This is a genomic window from Pseudomonas sp. S32 (assembly GCF_016648095.1).
Lineage (GTDB): Bacteria > Pseudomonadota > Gammaproteobacteria > Pseudomonadales > Pseudomonadaceae > Aquipseudomonas > Aquipseudomonas parafulva.
The window spans coordinates 1-20193 of the sequence record NZ_JACVVF010000040.1 but is presented as its reverse complement, the minus strand read 5'-3'; the positions used below and the strand labels follow the sequence as shown (position 1 = coordinate 20193).

Here is a 20193-nt window from a genome sequence, read left to right as displayed (position 1 = left end):
CGCACCGGTCTAGAGCGTGACACGCAGCATCGCTCCACTCACACCTGTCTACGCCATGACCGTGCAGACTCATTCAGGAATCCAGCGCAACTATGAATGTCCTGATCGTTGATGACGAACCCCAAGGCCGCGAACGCCTAAGCCGATTGCTCGGTGAACTCGAGGGTTACACCGTGCTGGAGCCAAGTGCCACGAATGGCGAGGAAGCGCTTGCACTGATTGAAAGCCTCAAGCCTGATGTGGTTTTGCTGGACATCGGCATGCCAGGGCTCGATGGCCTGCAGGTGGCCGCGCGCCTGTGCGAGCGCGAGGCGCCGCCGGCGTTGGTGTTTTGCACCGGTGATGACGAATATGGCGCCGATGCATTCGACGGCAGCACCCTCAGCCATGTGACCAAGCCAATACAGCCGCAAACCCTTCGCGACGCGCTGCGCAAGGCGGACAAACCCAACCGTGCGCAACTGGCCGCGCTCACCCGACCGGGCAGCGAAGGGGGTGGGCCACGTAGCCACATCAGTGCCAGAACCCGCAAAGGCATCGAGCTGATCCCCATACCCCAGGTGATCTATTTCATCGCCGATCACAAGTACGTCACCCTGCGTCACGAAGGAGGCGAGGTGCTGCTCGATGAACCGCTCAAGGCCCTGGAAGACGAGTTCGGTGATCGCTTCGTGCGTATCCATCGCAACGCACTGGTCGCCCGCGAGCGTATCGAGCGCTTGCAGCGTACGCCACTCGGCCATTTCCAGCTTTACCTCAAGGGGCTCGACGGTGACGCCCTCACGGTGAGCCGCCGCCACGTGGCCGGTGTGCGCAAAATGATGCAGAACCTCTAACGTTGTCGGCCTTCTCTACAGGAGCGGGCTTGCCCGCGACAGGCCGCCCAGCGGCCTTGATACACCTGCCCCCACTACTCCCGCCCCAGGTTCACCATCGCACTCGCTGTTGATCCGCATCTGCTAGTGCCTCCGACGATGCTGTTATCATCGGCGGCATTTCTATGTATCGGGGCGTTACATGTCCACTCGCGAAATCCGCATTGCCACCCGTAAAAGTGCATTGGCCCTGTGGCAGGCCGAATACGTCAAAGCCCGTCTTGAGCAGGCTCACCCAGGCCTGCACGTGTCCCTGGTGCCGATGGTGAGCCGCGGCGACAAGCTGCTGGATGCTCCCCTGGCGAAGATCGGCGGCAAGGGCCTGTTCGTCAAGGAGCTGGAAAACGCCCTGCTCGACAACGAAGCCGACATCGCTGTGCACTCGATGAAGGACGTCCCCATGGACTTCCCCGAAGGCCTGGGGCTGTACTGCATCTGCGAGCGCGAAGACCCGCGCGACGCGTTTGTCTCCAACCGCTTTGACAGCCTTCAGGCGCTGCCGGCCGGCAGTGTCGTCGGCACCTCAAGCCTGCGCCGGCAGACCCAGCTGCTGGCCCGCCGGCCCGACCTGCAAATTCGCTTTTTGCGCGGTAACGTCAATACGCGCCTGGCCAAGCTCGATGCCGGCGAATATGACGCGATCATTCTGGCGGCTGCCGGGCTGATTCGCCTGGGCTTCGAAGACCGCATCACCGACAGTATCAGCGTCGATGACAGCCTGCCCGCTGGCGGCCAGGGTGCGGTTGGCATCGAGTGCCGCAGTGCTGACGCGCACATCCATGCACTGCTGGCAGCCTTGCACCACGACGACACTGCCGACCGCGTAGTCGCCGAGCGCGCCTTGAACAAGCGCCTGAACGGGGGCTGCCAGGTGCCCATCGCGTGCTATGCAGTGCTCGAGCAGGACCAACTGTGGCTACGTGGCCTGGTTGGCCACCCTGATGGCGGCACTCTGCTGGTTGCCCAGGCCCGCGCGCCACGGGCGCACGCCGAAGCCCTGGGCATACAAGTGGCTGAAGACCTGCTGAGCCAGGGCGCCGAGGCTATCCTCAAGGAAGTCTATGGCGAGGCTGGGCACCCGTGAGCCCTTGGCGCCTGTTGCTGACCCGGCCTGCCGAGGACTGCGCGGCGCTGTCGCAAAGCCTGGCTGACGCCGGGGTGGGTAGCAGTTGCCTGCCCTTGCTGGCCATCGAACCTGTACTTCCCGACGCCAGGGAGCGGGCGCTGCTGGGTGAGCTGGGGCAGTTTGGCGGCGTCATCGTGGTAAGCAAACCGGCTGCCAGGTTGCTGATTGAACAGGTGGCCGCGTGTGGCCTGCCTATGCCGCCGCGCGGCTGGTTCACCGTGGGTGCAGCGACCGCTGCCGTATTGCAACAGGCAGGCCTGCACGTGAGCTACCCGGCGGCAGGCGATGACAGCGAAGCCTTATTGGCCGTGCCGGCGCTGCGCCAGGCGGTGGCGGGTGCCGCCCCGCGCATGCTCATTGTGCGCGGCGTAGGAGGTCGCGAACTGCTGGCAGAGCGTCTTGCACAGCTAGGTGCTAGCGTCGAATATCTGGAACTGTATCGTCGCTGCCTGCCTGCTTACCCGGCAGGTACCCTGATGCAGCGCATCCACGCGGAACGCCTCAATGGCGTGGTGGTCAGCAGTGGGCAGGGTTTCGAACACTTGCAGCAGCTGGCTGGCACCGCGTGGCCGCAGATTGCGCGCATGCCGCTGTTCGTGCCGAGCCCGCGGGTAGCCGAACAGGCCAGGGCCGCAGGGGCCCAACAGGTTGTGGATTGCCGTGGCGCCAGCGCCATGGCCTTGCTGGCAGCCGTGCAGCGCAGCGCTGCACCTGCCGATTAGGCGCTAAGCTGTACGCGATGCGCCCCCATGCAAAGGATGGATACGTGAGCGAGACTGTCTTGTCCAATAATGATCAAACCGCGGCCCAGGCGCCGACGGAGCCTGTCACCCCCCCATCCGGCAAACGCTCCGGCAACGGCCTGGCTGCGCTGGCCTTGCTGCTGGGCGCTGCGGGCGTTGGCGTCGGTGGCTGGGGTGCCTGGCAGGTACACCAGCTGCAGGGCGATGAATTCGACCAGGGCCAGCACCTCGAAGCATTGAACCAGCGCGCCGAGGCACTGCAGCAGCGTGAGCAGCAAATCAGCGCGCAGTTGGCCAGCCTGCCGGCGGCCAGCGAGCTGGAAGACCGCCGCCGGCTGGTCGCCCAGTTGCAAGGCGATCAGCAGCGCCTCAGCCAACGGGTTGAAACCGTGCTGGGCGAAAGCCGCAAGGAGTGGCGCCTGGCCGAGGCCGAGCACCTGCTGCGCCTGGCGACCCTGCGCCTGTCGGCCCTGCAGGACATCACCAGTGCCAAGGCGCTGGTCGAGGGTGCGGACGAAATTCTGCGCGAACAGAGCGACCCGGGTGCCTTCGCTGCCCGCGAGCAACTGGCCCGCAGCCTCGCTACCCTCAGCAGCACCCAGCAACCCGACCGCACTGGCCTGTTCCTCAAGCTGGCCGCCCAGCGTGAGCAAGTGCAACAGCTCAGCGCCCAGTCGCCGGAGTTTTCCAGCGATGCCAATGCAATGGGCGCACTCACCGCAGATGGCGATGGCCCAAGCCGCCTGGCGCAGTGGTGGTCGGAGATCTCCAAGTACTTCCAGATCGACTTCAATGCCGACGACAACGTGCGGCCTCTGTTGGCAGGCCAGCAACTTAACCAGTTGCGCCTGGCACTTAGCCTCACCATCGAACAGGCCCAGTGGGCCGCGCTCAACGGTGATGCCAAGGTCTACACCCAGGCACTGGATGATGCCCGCAGCGTGCTGGTCGCCAACTTCAACGCCGATAACCCGCAAAGCAAGGCCATGCTCGACAGCCTCAACGCTCTGGCCGAGCAGCCGGTATCGGTGGTCACCCCTGACCTCAGCCAGAGCCTGGCTGCCGTGCAGAACTACATCCAGCGCCGCCACTTGCCGGCTGATGCCGAGGGGGGCAAGCCATGAAGCGCGTGTACCTGCTGGCGGTGCTGGCCATCGTGGTTGCCGCAGCACTGGGTGTGGCCGTGGCCAACCACAGCGGCTACGTGATGGTGTCCTATGGCAGTTTCCGTTATCAGTCCGGCTTGTGGGCTGCCCTGTTGGGGTTGCTCGCGGTGGTGGCGGTGTTGTTGTTGCTGCGCTTTCTGGTTGGGCTGGTGCTGGCCTCAAGCGGTGCGGTCAACCCTTGGTCGCGACGCAACCGCAGCCGGCGTAATCGGCTGGCCGTCGAGCAAGGGCAGCTGGACCTTGCCGAGGGCCGCTGGGCCAGTGCCCAGCGCCACCTGCACCGTGCCGCCGAGGCCGAGCGCCAGCCTTTGATGTACTACCTGGGCGCTGCACGTGCGGCGAACGAACAGGGCCGCATCGAAGACAGTGACAACCTGCTGGAGCGCGCCCTCGAACGCCAGCCCCAAGCCGAACTGGCCGTTGCCCTGACCCATGCCCAGTTGCAGATGGACCGCGGGGATAGCGATGGCGCCTTGGAAACACTGCTGGCCATGCAACAACGCCATCCGCACAACACCCAGGTGCTGCGCCTGCTGCAACGCCTGCACCTGGAGCGCGGCGACTGGTCGGCACTGATCCGCCTGATGCCAGACCTGCGCAAGGGCAAGGTATTGCCGCCTGCCGAGCTGGCGGCGCTGGAGCGCCGTGCCTGGGGCCAGAACCTGAGCCTGGCAGCCACCCGTGGTGAAGATGCCCAAACCGCCCGGCAGGCCCTTGAACGCGCCTGGCAGCAATTGACGTCTGCCCAGCGCCAGGAGCCGCAGTTGGTGCTGGCCTATGCCGAGCAGCTACGCCAGGCAGGCGCCCAAAGCGAGGCCGAGCAGGTGCTGCGCGCTGCGCTCAAGCGCCAGTACGAAAGCCACCTGGCCCGGCTGTATGGTCTGGTTCGCGGTGATGACCCTGCGCGTCAGCTGCAAACCGCCGAAGGTTGGCTCAAAGAGCACCCGCAGGACGCCAGCCTGCTGCTCACCCTGGGCCGCCTGAGCCTGCAGAACCGTCTGTGGGGCAAGGCCAGGGATTATCTGGAAAGCAGCCTGCGCATGGAGCGCAACCCGGAAACCTGCGCCGAGCTGGCTCGGTTACTGGCGGGGTTGGGTGAAACCGAGCGCAGCAACCAGCTGTTCCAGGAAGGCCTTGGCCTGCTTGATGAGCGCCTGCTGGCGCTGCCCCTGCCAGAAAGCGTCCGCGCCTGAGCCACCCCTGGGCCCGCGCAATGCAGCGGGCTTAGGGGGCGGGTAATTTCTCCACTGGTGTAGGTAAATTCTGCGGTCTTTGTCCTAAGGCCCTTCCTACCATGTAGCTGGAAATTTCCTTCGCCGTGCAGTGAATTGTCTGGGCAGTAGTGCCTTGAAACAAAGGATACGTTTCCTCTACCGTTTCAGGTCTACCCTACCAACCCCGGAACATTCAACGCCCATGCTGCCGGCCCGCTTGCGCACCTTCTTCCTACCTGCCTGCCTGGGCGCGCTCGTGGTGCTGATCGCCACCTTCCAATTGCAGGCAGCGCTGGCGCTTTCGCCTTGCCCATTGTGTTTCAGCCAGCGGTTGATGCTCGCGGGCTATGCGCTGGTATGCCTGCTGGCAACGCTCCATGCCCCTGCCTCGCCAGGCAAACGCCGCTATGCGCGGGTTGCACTGGGCTGTGCGCTGGCCGGTGCCCTGCTGGCCGCACGGCACGTATGGCTGCAGGGTGCCGACGATGTCGGCCACGCCTGCCCGGTGCCGCTGGCGCGCCTGTTCAGGCAGTCCTGGAGCGAGGCCGCCCGGCAGCTGTTGTTTGGCAGCGCCGACTGCAACTCGCTGGCCTGGAGCTTTCTGGACCTGACCCTTCCCGAGTGGAGCCTGCTGGCGTTCTTGCTGCTGGCCACGCTGCCGTTGGGCTATTTGCTGGCGAGCCGCCTACATACCTTGGCAATCCGCGACCTCAGGTAGCTTGCACAGGCGCTGTGGGCCGCCAGCACGACCAGTGGCCGTGTAACCGTGTATTAAACACTTGTACGAAGTTAGTCCGCTGCGTACCTTGAAGGGCAGCACGTGCGGGAATAATCTGCCTGCACGCATAACGCAAAATACTACGGCTCGATGCCGTTCTGCTGATCCACTTTTGTGCCGCGAGATTCGGGTACGAGGTGCAGCGGCATCTACCCAAAAGGGAAGAGATCGCCATGCTAGATAGTTGTCAGAATGCTCAGGAACGTTGGGGCGGGGTCAATAACCTGATCGACCGGTGGCTAGCGGAGCGCCAGGAACTGGTACACGCATTCGCTGCCCTGCGTGATGTGAAGCCTGCCTTTGCCGACAAGGACACCAACGGCGACTTCTGCGCCTTGCTGGTGGATTATGTATCGGCTTGGCACTTCGAAGTGTGCGAACAGCTGATCAGCGAAGCCAAGGCGTTTGGCGACGAAAAAGCGCTGGAGCTGGCCGAAGAGATCAACCCTCGTATTATCGACATCACCCAGATTGCGCTGGCGTTCAACGACCATTGTGAAAAGGCCGAGTGCCGCGACACTGAGCGTTTTGCCGAGAAACTTGGCAAGCTGGGTAGCTTGTTGCACGAACGCTTTGAACTTGAAGACTGCCTGATCGAAGTGCTGCACACCGCGCACAAGGAAGAAGGCGCGGTTCAGGCCTGAGGCGCAGCGCTAGTCGCGTGCTTGCAGCAACTCGATTTCAAAGACCAGCGGAGTGTAGGGGGCGATGAGGTCACCCGCTCCGTCGGCGCCGTAGGCCAGTGCCGACGGGATCACTAGGCGCCACTTTGCGCCCGCCTGCATCTGTGGCAATGCCACCCGCCAGCCCTCGATCACCGAGTTCAGGTTGAACCACTGCGGCGATTGGCTGCGGTCGAACACCGAGCCATCCGGTAGCCACCCTACGTAGTTCACCTGCACCTTGCCTGCCGCTTTTGGCTGAGCGCCACTGCCGGGTTGGATTTCGCTGTACAGAATGCCTTGTTGCAATTCATGTACGCCGTGACGCGCCCGCTCGTTGGCCAAGAAACGCACTTCGGCGGCCTGTAACTTCTGCGTCGCCGTATCCGCCTGCTGAGTTTCATGTTGTTGTAGCAGTGCCTGCATACGCCCTTGATCCAGCTTCAGCGGCTGACCCTGGTACGACTGGCGCAGGCCTTCGACCAGGGCTTCCAGTTGCAGGCCGGGCATGTCCTGGCGCAAGCGCTCGCCCAAGCTGGCCCCCAGGCTGTAGGCGAGGTCGTGCTCGTTGTTATCGGCCATGCACAAAGGCGCCAGCAGGCACAAACCCAGAACAAGATAACGCGGCATGGTCAGCCCCTGTGTGGATGAAGGGCCAAGTATGCCAGCCTTTGCTTGCAGCGCGGCTGTTCACCGCCGCTACACTTCGCTGGCGGCGCTACTGCAACTTTGCCCCGGCATGCAACAGGGCATGGATATTACGGTCAACATGCCCTAGCGGCGTCAGCAGCAGAAGCATAGTATGAGCCGTAATCTCGTCAGCCAGGAGGTAAGCCATGTCGGCTAAAAAGAAGCCAGTCAGTACGCCTTTACACCTGCTTCAACAACTTTCAGGTAGCCTGCTCGACCATTTGGAGGAAGCCTGCTCGCAAGCGCTGGCTGATGCGGAAAAATTGCTCGCCAAGTTGGAGAAACAGCGCGGCAAGGCTCAAGAGAAACTGCACAATGGCCGTCTGAAACTGCAAGACGCCGCGAAGGCGGGTAAAGCCAAGTCGCAGTCCAAGGCGCAAAAGGCAGTGGGGGCTCTGGAAGAGCTGCTCGACTCCTTGAAAGACCGTCAAACCCAGACGCGCTCGTACATTCAGCAACTCAAGCGTGATGCTCAGGACAGCCTGAAGCTGGCGCAGGGCGTGGGTAAGGTGCGTGAAGCTGCCACCAAGGCACTGGATCAGCGCGCCGCCCAGGCTGCCAAGCCCGCTGCGGCCAAACCTGCGGCCAAGGCTAGCGCGACCAAGCCTGCACCCAAGGCCGCCGCTGCCAAGCCTGCGGCAAAAACCGCGACCGCCAAGCCGGCAGGCAAGGCACCTGCTGCCAAACCCGCTGCCAGAACCCCTGCAGCCAAGCCGGCAGCCAAGCCAGCTGCAAAAACCGCTGCCGCCAAGCCTGCTGCCAAAGCTGCTGCATCAAAGCCGGCCGCCACGTCAGCTGCGAAACCTGCAGCTAAACCTGCTGCCACGCGTACTGCGGCAAAACCTGCTACCAAGCCCGCTGCAACCAAGGCGCCCAGCAGTGCCTCTACTGCCAAGGCCAAGCCCGCGGCCAAGGCACCTGCGCGCGCGGCTGCCAGCAAGCCTGCTGACGCCAAGCCGGCAGGCACTGCCAGCAGCAACTCGGCCACTGGCAGCACTACCGCCACGGCCGACACAGGCGCCGCTCAGACTTCGTCTTCGGCTTCCTGATACGCCGTAGCCGCGGCGCGCAGCCGGTCAAGCGCGTCGTGGCCCCTGGCAGAGCCTGGCGCAAGCCGGGCCAGCCAGTCGCCTGCGCCAGCGGGTGACCCGCAAGGCCACTGTGCAGCGCAGACCTGAAGGCGTTGTAGCAGGTTCTTTTCGGCTTGCAGCTCCATCCCTTTCAGTTGCTCACGTAATAGCGCCAGTTGGCTGTCACTGCCAGCCGCTTCACGCCATTGCTGCCGCAGGCTGCGCAGCGGGGCGACCACCTCCTGTTGCCAGCGGCCGGCACAGCCCTGTAATGCGCACGCGCGCTCATCGCTGAAAGGCACTGCACGGGCCTGCAACCAGGTCGCGCACAGCAGCAGGCACACGTCGCCCCCTTGCCTTTGCAGCTCAAGGCACGCTGCCTCCACACCGGGCCTGGCATACATGGCCAATGCGTGATTCCACAAGTCGCTTTGCATGGTTGTACCCGCGCTATGGGCCGAGGAAGCTGGTAGACTCCGCGACCATCATGATCAGACTATCCAACCTCACTTTACAGCGTGGTCCGCAGCGCTTGCTAGACGGCGCCGAGATGACCCTGCACACCGGTCACAAGGCCGGCCTGATCGGTGCCAACGGCGCCGGTAAATCCAGCCTGTTCGCCTTGCTGCGCGGTGAGCTGTCGCCCGATGGCGGCGACTGCCAGCTGCCTGGCGACTGGCGCATTGCCCATATGCGCCAGGAGGTCGATACCCTCGATCGCCTGGCGGTGGACTACGTGCTTGATGGCGATGTGCGCCTGCGCAAGGTCCAGGCCGCACTGGCCGAGGCTGAACAGCTGCATGACGGTACTGCCCTGGCCCGGCTGCACAGTGAGCTGGAAAGCGCCGATGGCTACACCGCCGACGCCCGTGCGCGTAAATTGCTGGCAGGCCTCGGGTTCACCAATGAGCAGATGGATCGCCGGGTGGGTGATTTCTCCGGTGGCTGGCGGATGCGCCTGAACCTGGCCCAGGCCTTGATGTGCCCGTCCGATCTGCTGTTGCTCGACGAGCCCACCAACCACCTGGACCTCGACGCCATCCTGTGGCTGGAAGACTGGCTCAAGAGCTACCCGGGCACGCTGTTGCTGATCTCCCACGACCGTGACTTCCTGGATGCGGTGGTCGACCATGTGCTGCACGTCGAGCAACGCAAGCTGAACCTGTACAAGGGTGGTTACACCGCCTTCGAGCGCACCCGTGCCGAGCGCCTGGCGCAGCAGCAGCAGGCGTACGAAAAGCAGCAGGCGCAGCGTGCGCACATGGAAAAGTACATCGCCCGCTTCAAGGCCCAGGCCACCAAGGCACGCCAGGCGCAAAGCCGTATCAAAGCCCTGGAACGCATGGAAGAGCTGTCGGCGGCGCATGTGGATTCGCCCTTCGATTTCGTGTTCCGCGAGTCGCACAAAATCTCCAGCCCGTTGCTGAGCCTGTCTGAAGGCCGTCTTGGTTACGCGGACAAGTCGGTACTCGACAAGGTCAAGTTGCAGCTCACGCCAGGGGCGCGCATCGGCCTGCTGGGCCCCAACGGTGCGGGCAAGTCCACGCTGATCAAGAACCTGGCGGGCGAGCTACAGCCCCTGGCAGGTCGCCTGGTGCTGGGTGAAAACCTGGCTGTGGGCTATTTTGCCCAGCATCAACTGGACTCCCTGGACGACAAGGCCAGCCCGCTGCTGCACCTGCAGCGCATTGCCCCCGCCGAGCGCGAGCAGACCCTGCGCGACTTCCTGGGTGGTTTCGACTTCCATGGTGACCGTGTCGACGAGCCGGTGGTGAACTTCTCGGGTGGTGAAAAAGCCCGCCTGGCCTTGGCGCTGATCGCCTGGGAGCGGCCCAACCTGCTGCTGCTGGACGAACCTACCAACCACCTGGACCTGGAAATGCGCCTGGCGCTGACCATGGCCTTGCAGGAGTTTGCCGGTGCGGTCGTGGTGGTTTCTCACGATCGCCATCTGCTCAAAAGCACCACTGACGACTTCCTGCTGGTGGCCGATGGCAAGGTCGAGCCGTTCGACGGTGACCTGGACGACTACAGCCGCTGGCTGGTGGAGTACCGCCAGCGCAGTGCGCCGGCCAGCAGCGCGGCGGTGAACCCGGACAAGACCGACAAGAAGGCCACGCGTCAGGCGGCTGCCGCCTTGCGTCAGCAACTGGCGCCGCACAAGAAGGCTGCTGACAAGCTTGAGGCCGAGCTTGGCCAGGTACACGCTCAGCTGGCCGAGATCGAAACCGCCCTTGGCGACGGCGGCCTGTATGAAGCTGCGCGCAAGGACGAGTTGCGGCAGTTGCTGGCACGCCAGAGCACACTCAAGCAGCGTGAAGGCGAGCTTGAGGAAGCGTGGATGGAGGCCCTGGAAACCCTGGAAGGCATGCAGGCCGAGCTCGAAACCTTGGGTTGAGCCTTAAGCCTATCGCCGGCAAGCCCCTTGCTGGCGATGGGCCGCTACCCACCCCCTCTAAAATCTTCTGGTCATTTTTTCATCGGCGCCTTAGCTTAACGTTTTGCAACATGTGTTCGAGCGAGGTGTGCGATGTCTATGGAAGTGTGGTTGGGCTTTTTTGCCGCGTGCTGGGTGATCAGCCTGTCGCCGGGCGCGGGGGCAATCGCCTCGATGTCCAGCGGCCTGCAATATGGTTTCTGGCGTGGGTACTGGAACGCCTTGGGGCTGCAGCTCGGGCTGCTCATGCAGATCGCCATCATCGCTGCGGGTGTGGGGGCCATCCTCGCCGCCTCCGCAACCGCGTTCCAGTTCATCAAGTGGTTCGGTGTGGCCTACCTGGTGTACCTGGCCTACAAGCAATGGCGCGCCTTGCCCCTGGACATGACCGATGAATCTGGCGTACGCCCCATCGGCAAACCGCTGAGCCTGGTGTTCCGCGGCTTCCTGGTCAATGTCAGCAACCCCAAGGCCCTGGTGTTCATGCTGGCGGTACTGCCACAGTTCATCAACCCGCATGCCCCGCTGCTGCCGCAGTACATTGCCATCGCCGTGACCATGGTGGCCGTGGATATGCTGGTAATGGCAGGTTACACCGGCCTTGCCTCGCGGGTACTGCGCCTGCTGCGTACGCCGCGGCAGCAAAAGCGCCTGAACCGCACCTTTGCCGGGCTGTTCATCGGCGCTGCCACGTTCCTGGCAACCCTGCGCCGCGCCCCGGTCTGACTGCCGAGGGGCTGCTTGCAGCCCCGTGCTTGCGGCAGCGCCCGGACAAATATACGGGTTATTTCGAGTCTTCCCTGGCTGCGTGCTGTCTATCCACAGGCGGATGATCGCGTTCAGCAAGCTTTCACACCATGCCGTGCCCTGGCTCAGTAGCCGAAGCCGGTATCTAGGAGGAACCATGGATAGCCCGACTCATCATTTTTCAGAGATTTTCAAGCAGCTGGGTCTGCCTGACGACCCCGTGGAAATCGACCGTTTCATCACCACCCATTCGCCCCTCGACGAGGATGTGAAACTGGTGGATGCACCGTTCTGGAGCGATGCCCAGCGCGCTTTTCTCAAGGAAAGCTACACCGCAGATGCCGACTGGATCCCCATGATCGACCAGTTGAACGAGGCGCTGCATTCGAGCAAGAAATAAAGCGCCGAGCGGCACCTGAAGGGTGATTGGCCGTTGCTATGCTCAGGTAAACAATAAGGGGATAGCGCGATGAAAGATCCCTATGCATCGGGTTTCTGGTGCGCCTTGTTGATCCTGGGCACGCTCACGGCCAGTTACTTCTACGGTATCCGCCAAGCCTATTACCTGAACCAGGCTGTGCATTTTTTGTACGCTGCTGCTGCGGTTATCGTCGCCTACTCACTCACCACGCTCACCTGGATCGCCTGGCAACAGCTGCGCTTGAACAAGCGTGAAGTGGTGCAGGGCCACACCTTGCTGACCATCTGGAACACCAAAGTGGCGCTGCGCCGTGTAGAAACGGTGTTCGACCGGTACTTCTGGGGCAGCTACTGGCACTCAGGCCGAACCTTCGAGGAGGTGATGGGGGAGCTAAAGGGCACACCGCTCGACCAGAGCCTGGATGCACTGAAATGCCAATGCCGTGCACTCGACCGTGAAGTGCATGATCACCATCACCACTGGTTGGCCAACGCCCGTGACCTCTCCAGCGTGGCACAGGCGATGGCGCGGGAGCGCTATCAGCTGGACCTGGGCGAGGCATTGCCGCAATACGACGGCACTACCACAGTGCTCAACCGAGACCTGGAAGTGCTGGTGTATACCTGGTCAGCGCGCCTGCGCAGTTTCGACCACCAGCTGGACGAGCTGGAGCGCGCTTACCACTGACAGCCTCATTCGCCCCGGATGTACTGTTCCAGCTTCACAATCAGGCCGGCCTGTTCTGCAATGGTTTCCTTGACCAGGTCACCGATCGACAACAGCCCAAGCAGCTCGCCGTTGCTGACCACCGGCAGGTGGCGCAAGTGACGGTTGGTCATCAGGTTCATGCAGTACTCCAGGTTCTGCTTCGGCTCCACGGTCACCACGGGCGCACTCATGATGTCGCGCACTGGCGTAGCGGCGGATGAGCGGCCTTTCAGCACCAGCTTGCGCGCATAATCACGTTCACTGACGATCCCGATAACCTGGTTGCCCTCAACCACGGGCAGCGCGCCGATGTTTTTCTCGGCCAGCAGCTTGAGTGCATCGAGCACCGAATCGTCCGGGCCTATGGTGTGGACGGTCTGGTGCTCGGACTTGCTCTTGAGGATCTGCTCGACGTTCTTCATACGGGCCTCTGCGGATAGTGTGGTGCGTGGGTTACTAAAGCATCCGGCACGCCAGCCTGCACGGCAATGCAGGAAACGGCATCGAGCCAATTGAAAAACGTCATGACCCTCGCCAAGGCGCTTTTTTCAGCTGATACCGCCCCCGCCTGAATGCAGTGCATGCCGCCTCAGAGCTTCGGCATTTGCCCGATACGCGCGACCATTTCACTGACGATCTGCAAGTCCAGCATGAACTGCTCCACGGTCTTGAACTCGTTGTCGTTGTGCCCGGTGTATTTCACGTTTGGCATGGCCAGGCCGAACTGCACGCCATTGGGCAAGTCGTGCACTGAAGTTGCACCTGCCGAGGTGCCAAACTCGTGCTTCATGCCCAGGTTCTCGGTGGCCACTGCCAGCAGCGCTTTCACCCACTCACCCTCTGGGTTGCGGTACATCGGCTCGTCCAGGCTGTAGTCGAAGGCCACCGAGGTGTGGCTTTGCTCGCTCCATTTGCCGAGCTTCCCAGCGATTTCATCCTGGATCGTGGCAATGGGCTTGCCTTTGGGGATGCGCAGGTTCACGGCAAGCTTCAGGCCCTTGTCATCCATACCAACGAATGTCGGCGAAGCGGTCAGCGGCCCCATGAAGGCGTCTTTGTAAGCAATGCCCAGCTTGTTGCCCAGGTAGTCCAGGCCCCAATTCTCTGCCGCGTAGCGGGCTGCATCGGTGAACTGGTTTTGCTTGAGCGGCACCTGTGGGCCCAGCCCGTTGATGAAGCCCAGCATGCGCGCCACCGGGTTCACGCCCGACTCCGGTTCGGAAGAGTGCGCCGAAACGCCGGCCACTGTCAGCACCACCTTGTTGCCTTCGGCCTTGGCCTCGATGCTGAAGTCGCCGCCATTACGTTTGACATAGTCGGCTCCTGCGTCGCTCAGGCTTTTAGCCACGGCAGCGGGGTTGTCTGCGACCAGGGTGGCCACCGATGTGGTGGGGATCTGATTGGTGGCTAGCCCGCCGGTCAGGCCGGTGATTTCAGCACCGGTGCCGCTGGCTGCGCGCTTGTTGAAGGTTGCCATGACCGTGCCATAGCCTTTTTCGGCGATGACCACCGGGTAGCCGCCGTCCAGCGCCAGGTTGTAGTCCGGCGTGGGGTTGCGCTCGAAATAGTAGGGGATGGCATCGCCGGTGGTTTCTTCGGTGGTGTCGATCAGCAGTTTGAACTGCCGTGCGAGCGGCAGGTTTTCGTCTTTTGCCACCTTCAGCGCGTACATCGCCACTACGATACCGTTCTTGTCATCCTCGGTACCGCGGCCATACATGCGGTCACCCACCAAGGTGACCTTGAACGGGTCCAGGCGCGTGCCGTCGGGCAATTTCCAGTTATCCGGGTTCACCGGTACTACGTCGGCGTGGGCATGTAGGCCGACGACTTCCTTGCCGCTGCCCAGCGAAATTTCATAGACGCGGTTGTCGATGTTGCGGAAGGTCAGGCCCAGGTAACCGGCCTGAGCCGCGATCAGGTCGGCGATCTTCAGAAATTCCGGGTTCTGGTGCTGTGGTACTCCCTCGACGCGGAAGGTGCGGGCTTCAACGAGCCCACGCAGGGTGCCTAGGGCCTCCTTGCCATACTTGATACGGGTATACAGGCCAAGTAGACGATTGATTTCATTTTGCTGCTCGACTGCCAGCGGCTTACCCGCCAGATAAGCATCGAGGGTAGTACCCAGGTCATCAGCTTTGGCCAGTTCGCTACTTTTGAGCTTACCGAGGAACTGCTTGAAGTCACTGAAGATAACGCCGTCGAAGGCTTTCACGATTGCAGCAGACTGATGCTGGCTGAGGTTGGCCTGGGCGGGCAGGGCGAACAAGCCGATGCCGGCCGCCAGCAGGGAAGTGGTGATCAGGTTTTTCAGGTACATGGGTGTGCGCATTCCTTCGCCAATCATTGTTGTGGGCCCGTTTTGGAAAACGGGGAGACGCCCACGCTATCATTAATGGCCCGTGGTACGGGAGTGCCAGGAATGCGACATGTCGCACAAACGAAAAAGCCCCAGGCACTGGCCTGGGGCTTTTTTTGATATGGCGCACTCGGCGGGATTCGAACCCACGACCCCTGCCTTCGGAGGGCAGTACTCTATCCAGCTGAGCTACGAGTGCAACGCGCACGCATGATACCCATCTCGGCCGGTGTCGTCCATCGCCTTGATCTGTAGCTGTTTTCTGGCCTGCTCAGCCCGAGGGCCTTCGCAGCTGCAGCCTCCCCTATCGCTCATAGTGCGATCAGCTCTGGCCGCAGGCCCTCGACACGCGGGGCTGGCGGCGGCAGGTAGCCCCCGTGCCCGGTAATCTGATGCAGCACCTGCTCACGTAGCCCGTGCAGCGCAACACCTGTGCGCAGCCTGGGGTGCGGCAGGTCGATCTGCACCACCGACTTGATACGGCCAGGGCGCGGTTCCAGCACCACTACCCGATCGGCCAGGTAGGTCGCCTCCTCGGCGTCGTGGGTTACCAGCAAGGTGGTGATGCCGGCGCGTTCACGAATGGCCAGCAGTTCATCCTGCAGTTGCTGGCGGGTCAGTGCATCGAGTGCGCCAAAAGGCTCGTCGAGCAACAGGATACGCGGGCTTGCCACCAGGCCGCGAGCGATGGCTACGCGTTGTGCCATGCCGCCAGACAACTGGTGCGGGTACGCCGATTCGAACCCCACCAAGCCCACCAGCTGCACGAACTCGTGCACGCGGCGGGCGCGCTCGCCCTGCGTCAAGTGCTCGTTTACCAGGCCCAGGGCGATGTTCTGCTCCACGCTCAGCCAGGGGAACAGGCGGTGCTCCTGGAACACGATGCCGCGTTCGCCGCCAATACCGCTCACGGGTTTGCCATCCACCTGGATGCTGCCGCTGTAGTCGGTGTCCAGCCCCACCAACAGGCGCAGCAGCGTGGATTTGCCGCAACCGGAAGCACCGACAATGGCAACGAAATCGCCTTCGCGGATCGACAGGTTGAAATTGTGGATGGCTTCGAAGGGGCGGCCATCGACGGTGAACACTTTGCCGACCCCTTCGAAACTGACCAGCGGCGGGCGAACATCGGCCTGGTTGGCCGCTTTCAAGTGCGAAGTGTTAAAGGCGTTCATGCGGTTCTCCAGCGCGTTGCGCGTGATTCCAGGCGTTGCCCAAGGGTGCCGAGCAGGGCGCCGATAAGGCCGATCAGAACCATGGCAGCCATCACCTGGTCCATGCGGAACAATTGCTGGGCGCCGATCATCAGGCTGGCGATACCGCCGTCCGAGGGCATGAAGTACTCAGCCCCGATCGTGCCCAGCCAGGCGTAGATCAGTGACAGGCGCAGCCCGGCAAAAATGGCCGGTGCCGCGCCGGGCAGCACCAGAAGGCGCAGGCGTTGCCACAGGTTCAGGCGCAAGGTGCGGGCGGCTTCGCCCAGCTGCGGCGAGAGGCTGGCAATGCCGCGTTGTGTGGCGATCATCAGCGGGAAGAACGCTGCCAGCCCTACGAAGACATGCTTGGCGGCCTCACCCAGGCCGAACCATGCAGTGAGCAGCGGCACCCAGGCAAACAGTGCCACTTGCCGCAAGGCCGACAGGCTGGGCCCGAACAGGCGTTCGGCCGTGGTTGAAAGGCCAAGCAGCAACCCGACCAGCAGGCCTGCACCGCCACCCAGTATCAGGCCGGTCAGGGTGCGTTGCAGGCTAGCCAGCAACGCCTGGGGTAAGGAGCCGTCCGCCAGGCCGTCAAGCAGCGTATGCAGGACCTGCAGCGGGGAGGTCAGGATATTGGTGTCGACCCAACCATAGCGGCTGCTGGCCTGCCACGCCGCCAGCAGCGCCACGGGCAGCAGCAGGCTCTGCCAGCTGCGCGGCACCGCCCCGTGCCGTTGCTCCCCTGTGGCTGCTTGTGGCCAGAACAGCAGGCGCTTTTCCAAAGCCGAAAAACTGCGCTCCAGCAGTGCCCCCACCAGGCCGATCACCAGAATGCACAGCATGACCAGATCGAGCATGAACAGCTGCCGCCCCCACACCATCAGGTAACCGATGCCTTCGCTCGAGGCCAGCAGCTCGACGGCTAGCAGGGATGTCCAGCCCGTGGCCAAGGCCAGCCGCACGCCGGTGAGAAACGCAGGCAAGGCTGCCGGCAGCAGCAGGCGCAGCAACAGCAGGTGGCGTGGCAGCCGTAAGGCCAAGGCGGTTTCGCGCAACTTGGGCTGGGCATCGCGTACGCCCACCAGTGTATGCAGGGTCACCGGCACCACCACGGCCTTGACCAGCACCACCAGCTTCAGCCATTCACCTATGCCGAAGAACAGCATGAACAGCGGGATCCAGGCCAGTGTCGGTATCTGTGCCAGCGCGATGAAGGTAGGCAGCACCAGTGTCTGCGCCTGGCGTGACGCCCCCAGCCACACCCCCAGCAACAAGCCGCTGCCGATCCCGACAGACAGCCCCCAGAACAGGCGCTGCAAGCTTATCCAAAGGTGCCCCCAAAGTTCGCCCGAGCCGAACTCCACGGCGCTGTCCCATACCAGTGCTGGTGCAGGCAGGATCTGTTCACTCATCCAGTGCTGTTGTGTCGCGGTCAGCCACAGGGCGGCAACCGTCAAAGGCACCAGCCATGGCAGGCTTTGCCGTATGAAACGTTGCACGGCGTGTGAGCCGGGCAGGAGGCTTGGCAGCCAGAATCGTGTTGTGCCTGAAGCTCCATCCATCAGCCGAATCTCGAAGGTTTGTGTTTTATTCACTTATGGAATTAAAAATATCCATGGGTGATCTTCAAGAGATAAGAGCACGGTGTTCTCGCCTGATGAAACCCTCCAGACATTGCGTTTTCCTCATATTTTCTATGCGTTTTTCGCAAGCCTGCCCGCAGAAGGCATGAACGCTCGTTTATGCCATTCGGTTACAAAAAAATGAGTTTTTGGTCTTTGTAGCTTTTATCCAACGCGGCCTAGCTTCAGCCCACAGCGCCGGGCGTTTCCGGCGGCGGCCTGCCCTGGAGCCTTGCCATGAAAACCCCTTTGCGACATCTGATCACGGCCTTTGGGCTGGCCCTCAGCCTGAACATTCAAGCCGCCGAACCGGCCAACCCATCGAGCATCCGCATCGCTGTGCCCGACTTGAGCGCAGGCAGCAAGCCCAGTGCCGGTGGCGTGGTGGATGTGTTGCGTAACCAGCAGCTGCTGGAAAAGGAATTCGCCAAAGACGGTATTCGTATCGACTGGCATTTCTTCAAGGGGGCAGGCCCTGTGGTCAACGAAGCCTTGGCCAACGGGCAGGCCGACTTTGCCTACCTGGGCGACCTGGCTGCCATCGTCGGCAAGGCCAACGGGCTGGATACCCGGGTGCTGGCCGCCGGTGTGCGTGGGGTAAAAAGCTACCTGGGGGTGGTGCCCGGCTCGGGTATCAAAAGCCTGCACGATCTCAAGGGCAAGCGCGTGGCGGTATTCCGCGGCACTGCCAACCAGCTGTCGTTCGCCAGTGCCCTCGCCAGCCAGGGGTTGACCGAGCGTGACCTGAAAGTCATCAACCTCGACTTCAATGCTGCCAATGCCGCACTGGCGGCCAAGCAGATCGACGCCACCTGGGGCTTGTCCAGCCTGCTGTCGTTGCGCGAGCGCGGCTTGGTCGAAATACCGGTCAGCTCCCGCGACCTGCTCGGGGCTGGGGGTACCCAAGCGGTGTTGCTGGGCACGGGCGATTTCATCCGCAAATACCCGCAACTGGTGCAGCGCCTGGTCAACGCGCAGGAGCAGGCAAGCACCTGGCTGCGTAACGAACGCAACCGCGAGGCCTACCTGGAACTGGTGGCCAGCAACGCCAATTGGCCGCTCAGCATTCTGCGTGATGACCTGGCCAAGGAAGACCTCGCCCAGTACTTCGACCCGCGCCTGGACCCTGGCTTTATCAGCCAGTTGCAGCAGGGCGTTGACCTGGCTGCCAAGGAGCGCCTGATCCGCCGCGGCTTCCAGGTGGCCGATTGGGTCGAACCCCGCTTCCTCGATGCTGCATTGCAGCAGGAACATGCGGTGCAGGCCGCGCGCTGAACCCTCAACCCCCCACAAGCAAAGCAAGGACCACAACCATGAGTAACGCTGCCCTGGCCACCGTGCCGCACACCCTTGACCTCGACATTCAACCGGTTGCCGGCCGTATCGGCGCGCAGATCCACGGCGTGAAGCTGTCTGCCGACCTGGACGCTGCCACGGTGGCGGCCATCCAGGCTGCGCTGGTGCAGCACAAGGTGATCTTCTTCAGGGACCAGGGGCACCTGGACGATACGAGCCAGGAAGGCTTTGCCAAACTGCTTGGTGAGCCGGTCGCTCACCCGACCGTGCCAGTGGTGGAGAACACCCGTTATCTCATGCAGCTCGACGGTGCCCAAGGCCAGCGCGCCAACTCGTGGCATACCGACGTGACCTTCGTCGACGCCTACCCCAAGGCGTCCATCCTGCGTAGCGTGGTGGCACCGGCGTCGGGTGGCGACACGGTGTGGGCCAACACCGCAGCGGCCTACCAGGAACTGCCTGAAGCGCTGCGCAAGCTGGCCGACTCGCTGTGGGCGGTGCACAGCAACGAGTACGACTATGCAACGCTCAAGCCCGACGTGGACCCTGCCAAGCTTGAACACTACCGCAAGGTGTTTACCTCCACCGTGTACGAAACCGAACACCCGGTGGTGCGGGTACACCCGGTCAGTGGTGAGCGGGTCTTGCAACTGGGGCACTTTGTGAAGCGTATCAAAGGCTATTCCCTGGCCGACTCACAGCACCTGTTCGCCGTGTTGCAGGGCCATGTGACGCGCCTTGAGAACACCGTACGCTGGCGCTGGCAGGCCGGGGACGTGGCCATCTGGGATAACCGTGCGACCCAGCATTACGCAGTGGATGACTACGGCACCCAGCCCCGGGTGGTTCGCCGTGTGACCCTGGCCGGTGAGGTGCCGGTGGGGGTGGATGGTCAACAGAGCCGCACCACGCGCAAGGGTTGAGATACGCAGCGGCTTACAACAGTTGTGCTCTGGGCCCATGAATGATGACGGGCCTGTGGATACTCCGTCTGGACTGCCCCACAAAATCTGGACGCTGGCGCAATCTACCTTGTGGGAGCGGCTTCAGCCGCGAACACCGGCAAAGCCGGTGCCATAC

At 62.8% G+C, this 20193-nt stretch carries 20 protein-coding genes and 1 tRNA gene; 14 read left to right on the top strand and 7 right to left on the bottom strand.

The features are described from left to right. Nucleotides 1–92: 92 nt before the first annotated feature. The 7 genes from IAE38_RS18625 (at nt 93) to IAE38_RS18595 (ending at nt 6546) form a co-directional block, all read left to right on the top strand. Nucleotides 93–836 carry a LytR/AlgR family response regulator transcription factor gene (locus IAE38_RS18625; RefSeq protein WP_201163869.1) on the top strand — a complete coding sequence of 248 codons (744 nt, stop codon included), beginning with the start codon at nt 93–95 and terminating at the stop codon, nt 834–836. Between the two features lie 181 nt (nt 837–1017). Next, complete coding sequence (gene hemC, locus IAE38_RS18620; protein WP_201163868.1) at nt 1018–1959, top strand: hydroxymethylbilane synthase; 942 nt, start codon at nt 1018–1020, stop codon at nt 1957–1959. Next, the gene (locus IAE38_RS18615; protein ID WP_201218615.1) at nt 1956–2723 is read left to right on the top strand and encodes a uroporphyrinogen-III synthase; all 768 of its coding nucleotides are present in this window, start codon (nt 1956–1958) and stop codon (nt 2721–2723) included. The genes hemC and IAE38_RS18615 overlap by 4 nt, the downstream gene beginning before the upstream one ends. A gap of 44 nt (nt 2724–2767) precedes the next feature. Then, entirely contained in the window at nt 2768–3868 is a 1101-nt protein-coding gene (locus IAE38_RS18610; protein ID WP_201163866.1) for a uroporphyrinogen-III C-methyltransferase, read from the top strand. Further along, entirely contained in the window at nt 3865–5103 is a 1239-nt protein-coding gene (locus tag IAE38_RS18605; protein ID WP_201214027.1) for a heme biosynthesis HemY N-terminal domain-containing protein, read from the top strand. Before IAE38_RS18610 ends, IAE38_RS18605 begins: the two co-directional genes overlap by 4 nt. Nucleotides 5104–5326: 223 nt before the next feature. Further along, nucleotides 5327–5842, top strand: a complete 516-nt coding sequence (locus IAE38_RS18600; protein ID WP_201218614.1) for a disulfide bond formation protein B — start codon at nt 5327–5329, stop codon at nt 5840–5842. 233 nt (nt 5843–6075) lie between these two features. Then, complete coding sequence (locus IAE38_RS18595; RefSeq protein ID WP_028635548.1) at nt 6076–6546, top strand: Rsd/AlgQ family anti-sigma factor; 471 nt, start codon at nt 6076–6078, stop codon at nt 6544–6546. Nucleotides 6547–6555: 9 nt separating this feature from the next. On the opposite strand, the gene IAE38_RS18590 is transcribed toward IAE38_RS18595, so the two are convergent. Further along, nucleotides 6556–7194, bottom strand: coding sequence for an FKBP-type peptidyl-prolyl cis-trans isomerase (locus IAE38_RS18590; protein WP_201218613.1), 639 nt, complete (start codon nt 7192–7194; stop codon nt 6556–6558). A 206-nt stretch (nt 7195–7400) separates the two neighbouring features. On the opposite strand from IAE38_RS18590, the gene IAE38_RS18585 reads away from it, so the two are divergent. Continuing rightward, entirely contained in the window at nt 7401–8303 is a 903-nt protein-coding gene (locus tag IAE38_RS18585) for an AlgP family protein (protein WP_201218612.1), read from the top strand. Here IAE38_RS18585 and IAE38_RS18580 read toward each other — a convergent pair. Continuing rightward, nucleotides 8279–8761: a TIGR02444 family protein gene (locus IAE38_RS18580; protein WP_201218611.1), complete on the bottom strand. Its 483-nt coding sequence runs from the start codon at nt 8759–8761 to the stop codon at nt 8279–8281. The genes IAE38_RS18585 and IAE38_RS18580 overlap by 25 nt on opposite strands. A 50-nt stretch (nt 8762–8811) precedes the next feature. Here IAE38_RS18580 and IAE38_RS18575 point away from each other — a divergent pair, with 50 nt between their 5' ends. The 4 genes from IAE38_RS18575 to IAE38_RS18560 all read left to right on the top strand — a co-directional run bounded on the left by IAE38_RS18575 (nt 8812) and on the right by IAE38_RS18560 (nt 12616). Beyond that, the gene (locus tag IAE38_RS18575; protein WP_028635546.1) at nt 8812–10722 is read left to right on the top strand and encodes an ATP-binding cassette domain-containing protein; all 1911 of its coding nucleotides are present in this window, start codon (nt 8812–8814) and stop codon (nt 10720–10722) included. 132 nt (nt 10723–10854) lie between these two features. After that, nucleotides 10855–11487, top strand: a complete 633-nt coding sequence (locus tag IAE38_RS18570) for a LysE family transporter (RefSeq protein ID WP_028635545.1) — start codon at nt 10855–10857, stop codon at nt 11485–11487. A gap of 178 nt (nt 11488–11665) precedes the next feature. Further along, on the top strand, nt 11666–11908 hold the full coding sequence (locus tag IAE38_RS18565; RefSeq protein ID WP_028635544.1) for a DUF2789 domain-containing protein: 243 nt from the start codon (nt 11666–11668) through the stop codon (nt 11906–11908). A 69-nt stretch (nt 11909–11977) separates the two neighbouring features. After that, complete coding sequence (locus IAE38_RS18560; protein WP_201163860.1) at nt 11978–12616, top strand: NADH:ubiquinone oxidoreductase subunit N; 639 nt, start codon at nt 11978–11980, stop codon at nt 12614–12616. A 5-nt stretch (nt 12617–12621) separates the two neighbouring features. On the opposite strand, the gene IAE38_RS18555 is transcribed toward IAE38_RS18560, so the two are convergent. From IAE38_RS18555 to IAE38_RS18535, 5 genes are all read right to left on the bottom strand, one after another. Beyond that, nucleotides 12622–13059, bottom strand: coding sequence for a CBS domain-containing protein (locus IAE38_RS18555; RefSeq protein WP_028635542.1), 438 nt, complete (start codon nt 13057–13059; stop codon nt 12622–12624). A 167-nt stretch (nt 13060–13226) separates the two neighbouring features. After that, the gene (locus IAE38_RS18550) at nt 13227–14957 is read right to left on the bottom strand and encodes a dipeptidase (protein ID WP_201163859.1); all 1731 of its coding nucleotides are present in this window, start codon (nt 14955–14957) and stop codon (nt 13227–13229) included. 161 nt (nt 14958–15118) lie between these two features. Continuing rightward, nucleotides 15119–15195 (bottom strand) — tRNA-Arg (locus tag IAE38_RS18545). A gap of 112 nt (nt 15196–15307) precedes the next feature. Then, nucleotides 15308–16171 carry an ABC transporter ATP-binding protein gene (locus tag IAE38_RS18540; protein WP_201218610.1) on the bottom strand — a complete coding sequence of 288 codons (864 nt, stop codon included), beginning with the start codon at nt 16169–16171 and terminating at the stop codon, nt 15308–15310. Continuing rightward, nucleotides 16168–17757 carry an ABC transporter permease gene (locus tag IAE38_RS18535; protein ID WP_442968310.1) on the bottom strand — a complete coding sequence of 530 codons (1590 nt, stop codon included), beginning with the start codon at nt 17755–17757 and terminating at the stop codon, nt 16168–16170. Before IAE38_RS18535 ends, IAE38_RS18540 begins: the two co-directional genes overlap by 4 nt. A 297-nt stretch (nt 17758–18054) precedes the next feature. Between IAE38_RS18535 and IAE38_RS18530 the strand changes: the two genes are divergently transcribed. Together IAE38_RS18530 and IAE38_RS18525 are read left to right on the top strand one after the other, a co-directional pair. Next, a complete protein-coding gene (locus tag IAE38_RS18530) occupies nt 18055–19092 on the top strand; it encodes an ABC transporter substrate-binding protein (protein WP_201218609.1) in 1038 nt (345 codons plus the stop codon). Between the two features lie 38 nt (nt 19093–19130). Then, nucleotides 19131–20036 (top strand): TauD/TfdA dioxygenase family protein, encoded by a 906-nt coding sequence (locus tag IAE38_RS18525; protein ID WP_201218608.1) that lies wholly within the window; start codon nt 19131–19133, stop codon nt 20034–20036. Nucleotides 20037–20193 lie beyond the last annotated feature (157 nt).

Excerpts from the sequence above, each read along its gene's own strand:
- IAE38_RS18625 (WP_201163869.1), top strand. The coding sequence starts at position 93 with ATGAATGTCCTGATCGTTGATGACGAACCCCAAGGCCGCGAACGCCTA.
- hemC (WP_201163868.1), top strand. The coding sequence starts at position 1,018 with ATGTCCACTCGCGAAATCCGCATTGCCACCCGTAAAAGTGCATTGGCC.
- IAE38_RS18605 (WP_201214027.1), top strand. The coding sequence starts at position 3,865 with ATGAAGCGCGTGTACCTGCTGGCGGTGCTGGCCATCGTGGTTGCCGCA.
- IAE38_RS18600 (WP_201218614.1), top strand. The coding sequence starts at position 5,327 with ATGCTGCCGGCCCGCTTGCGCACCTTCTTCCTACCTGCCTGCCTGGGC.
- IAE38_RS18595 (WP_028635548.1), top strand. The coding sequence starts at position 6,076 with ATGCTAGATAGTTGTCAGAATGCTCAGGAACGTTGGGGCGGGGTCAAT.
- IAE38_RS18590 (WP_201218613.1), bottom strand. The coding sequence starts at position 7,194 with ATGCCGCGTTATCTTGTTCTGGGTTTGTGCCTGCTGGCGCCTTTGTGC.
- IAE38_RS18585 (WP_201218612.1), top strand. The coding sequence starts at position 7,401 with ATGTCGGCTAAAAAGAAGCCAGTCAGTACGCCTTTACACCTGCTTCAA.
- IAE38_RS18580 (WP_201218611.1), bottom strand. The coding sequence starts at position 8,761 with ATGCAAAGCGACTTGTGGAATCACGCATTGGCCATGTATGCCAGGCCC.
- IAE38_RS18575 (WP_028635546.1), top strand. The coding sequence starts at position 8,812 with ATGATCAGACTATCCAACCTCACTTTACAGCGTGGTCCGCAGCGCTTG.
- IAE38_RS18570 (WP_028635545.1), top strand. The coding sequence starts at position 10,855 with ATGTCTATGGAAGTGTGGTTGGGCTTTTTTGCCGCGTGCTGGGTGATC.
- IAE38_RS18565 (WP_028635544.1), top strand. The coding sequence starts at position 11,666 with ATGGATAGCCCGACTCATCATTTTTCAGAGATTTTCAAGCAGCTGGGT.
- IAE38_RS18560 (WP_201163860.1), top strand. The coding sequence starts at position 11,978 with ATGAAAGATCCCTATGCATCGGGTTTCTGGTGCGCCTTGTTGATCCTG.
- IAE38_RS18555 (WP_028635542.1), bottom strand. The coding sequence starts at position 13,059 with ATGAAGAACGTCGAGCAGATCCTCAAGAGCAAGTCCGAGCACCAGACC.
- IAE38_RS18550 (WP_201163859.1), bottom strand. The coding sequence starts at position 14,957 with ATGTACCTGAAAAACCTGATCACCACTTCCCTGCTGGCGGCCGGCATC.
- IAE38_RS18540 (WP_201218610.1), bottom strand. The coding sequence starts at position 16,171 with ATGAACGCCTTTAACACTTCGCACTTGAAAGCGGCCAACCAGGCCGAT.
- IAE38_RS18535 (WP_442968310.1), bottom strand. The coding sequence starts at position 17,757 with ATGGATGGAGCTTCAGGCACAACACGATTCTGGCTGCCAAGCCTCCTG.
- IAE38_RS18530 (WP_201218609.1), top strand. The coding sequence starts at position 18,055 with ATGAAAACCCCTTTGCGACATCTGATCACGGCCTTTGGGCTGGCCCTC.
- IAE38_RS18525 (WP_201218608.1), top strand. The coding sequence starts at position 19,131 with ATGAGTAACGCTGCCCTGGCCACCGTGCCGCACACCCTTGACCTCGAC.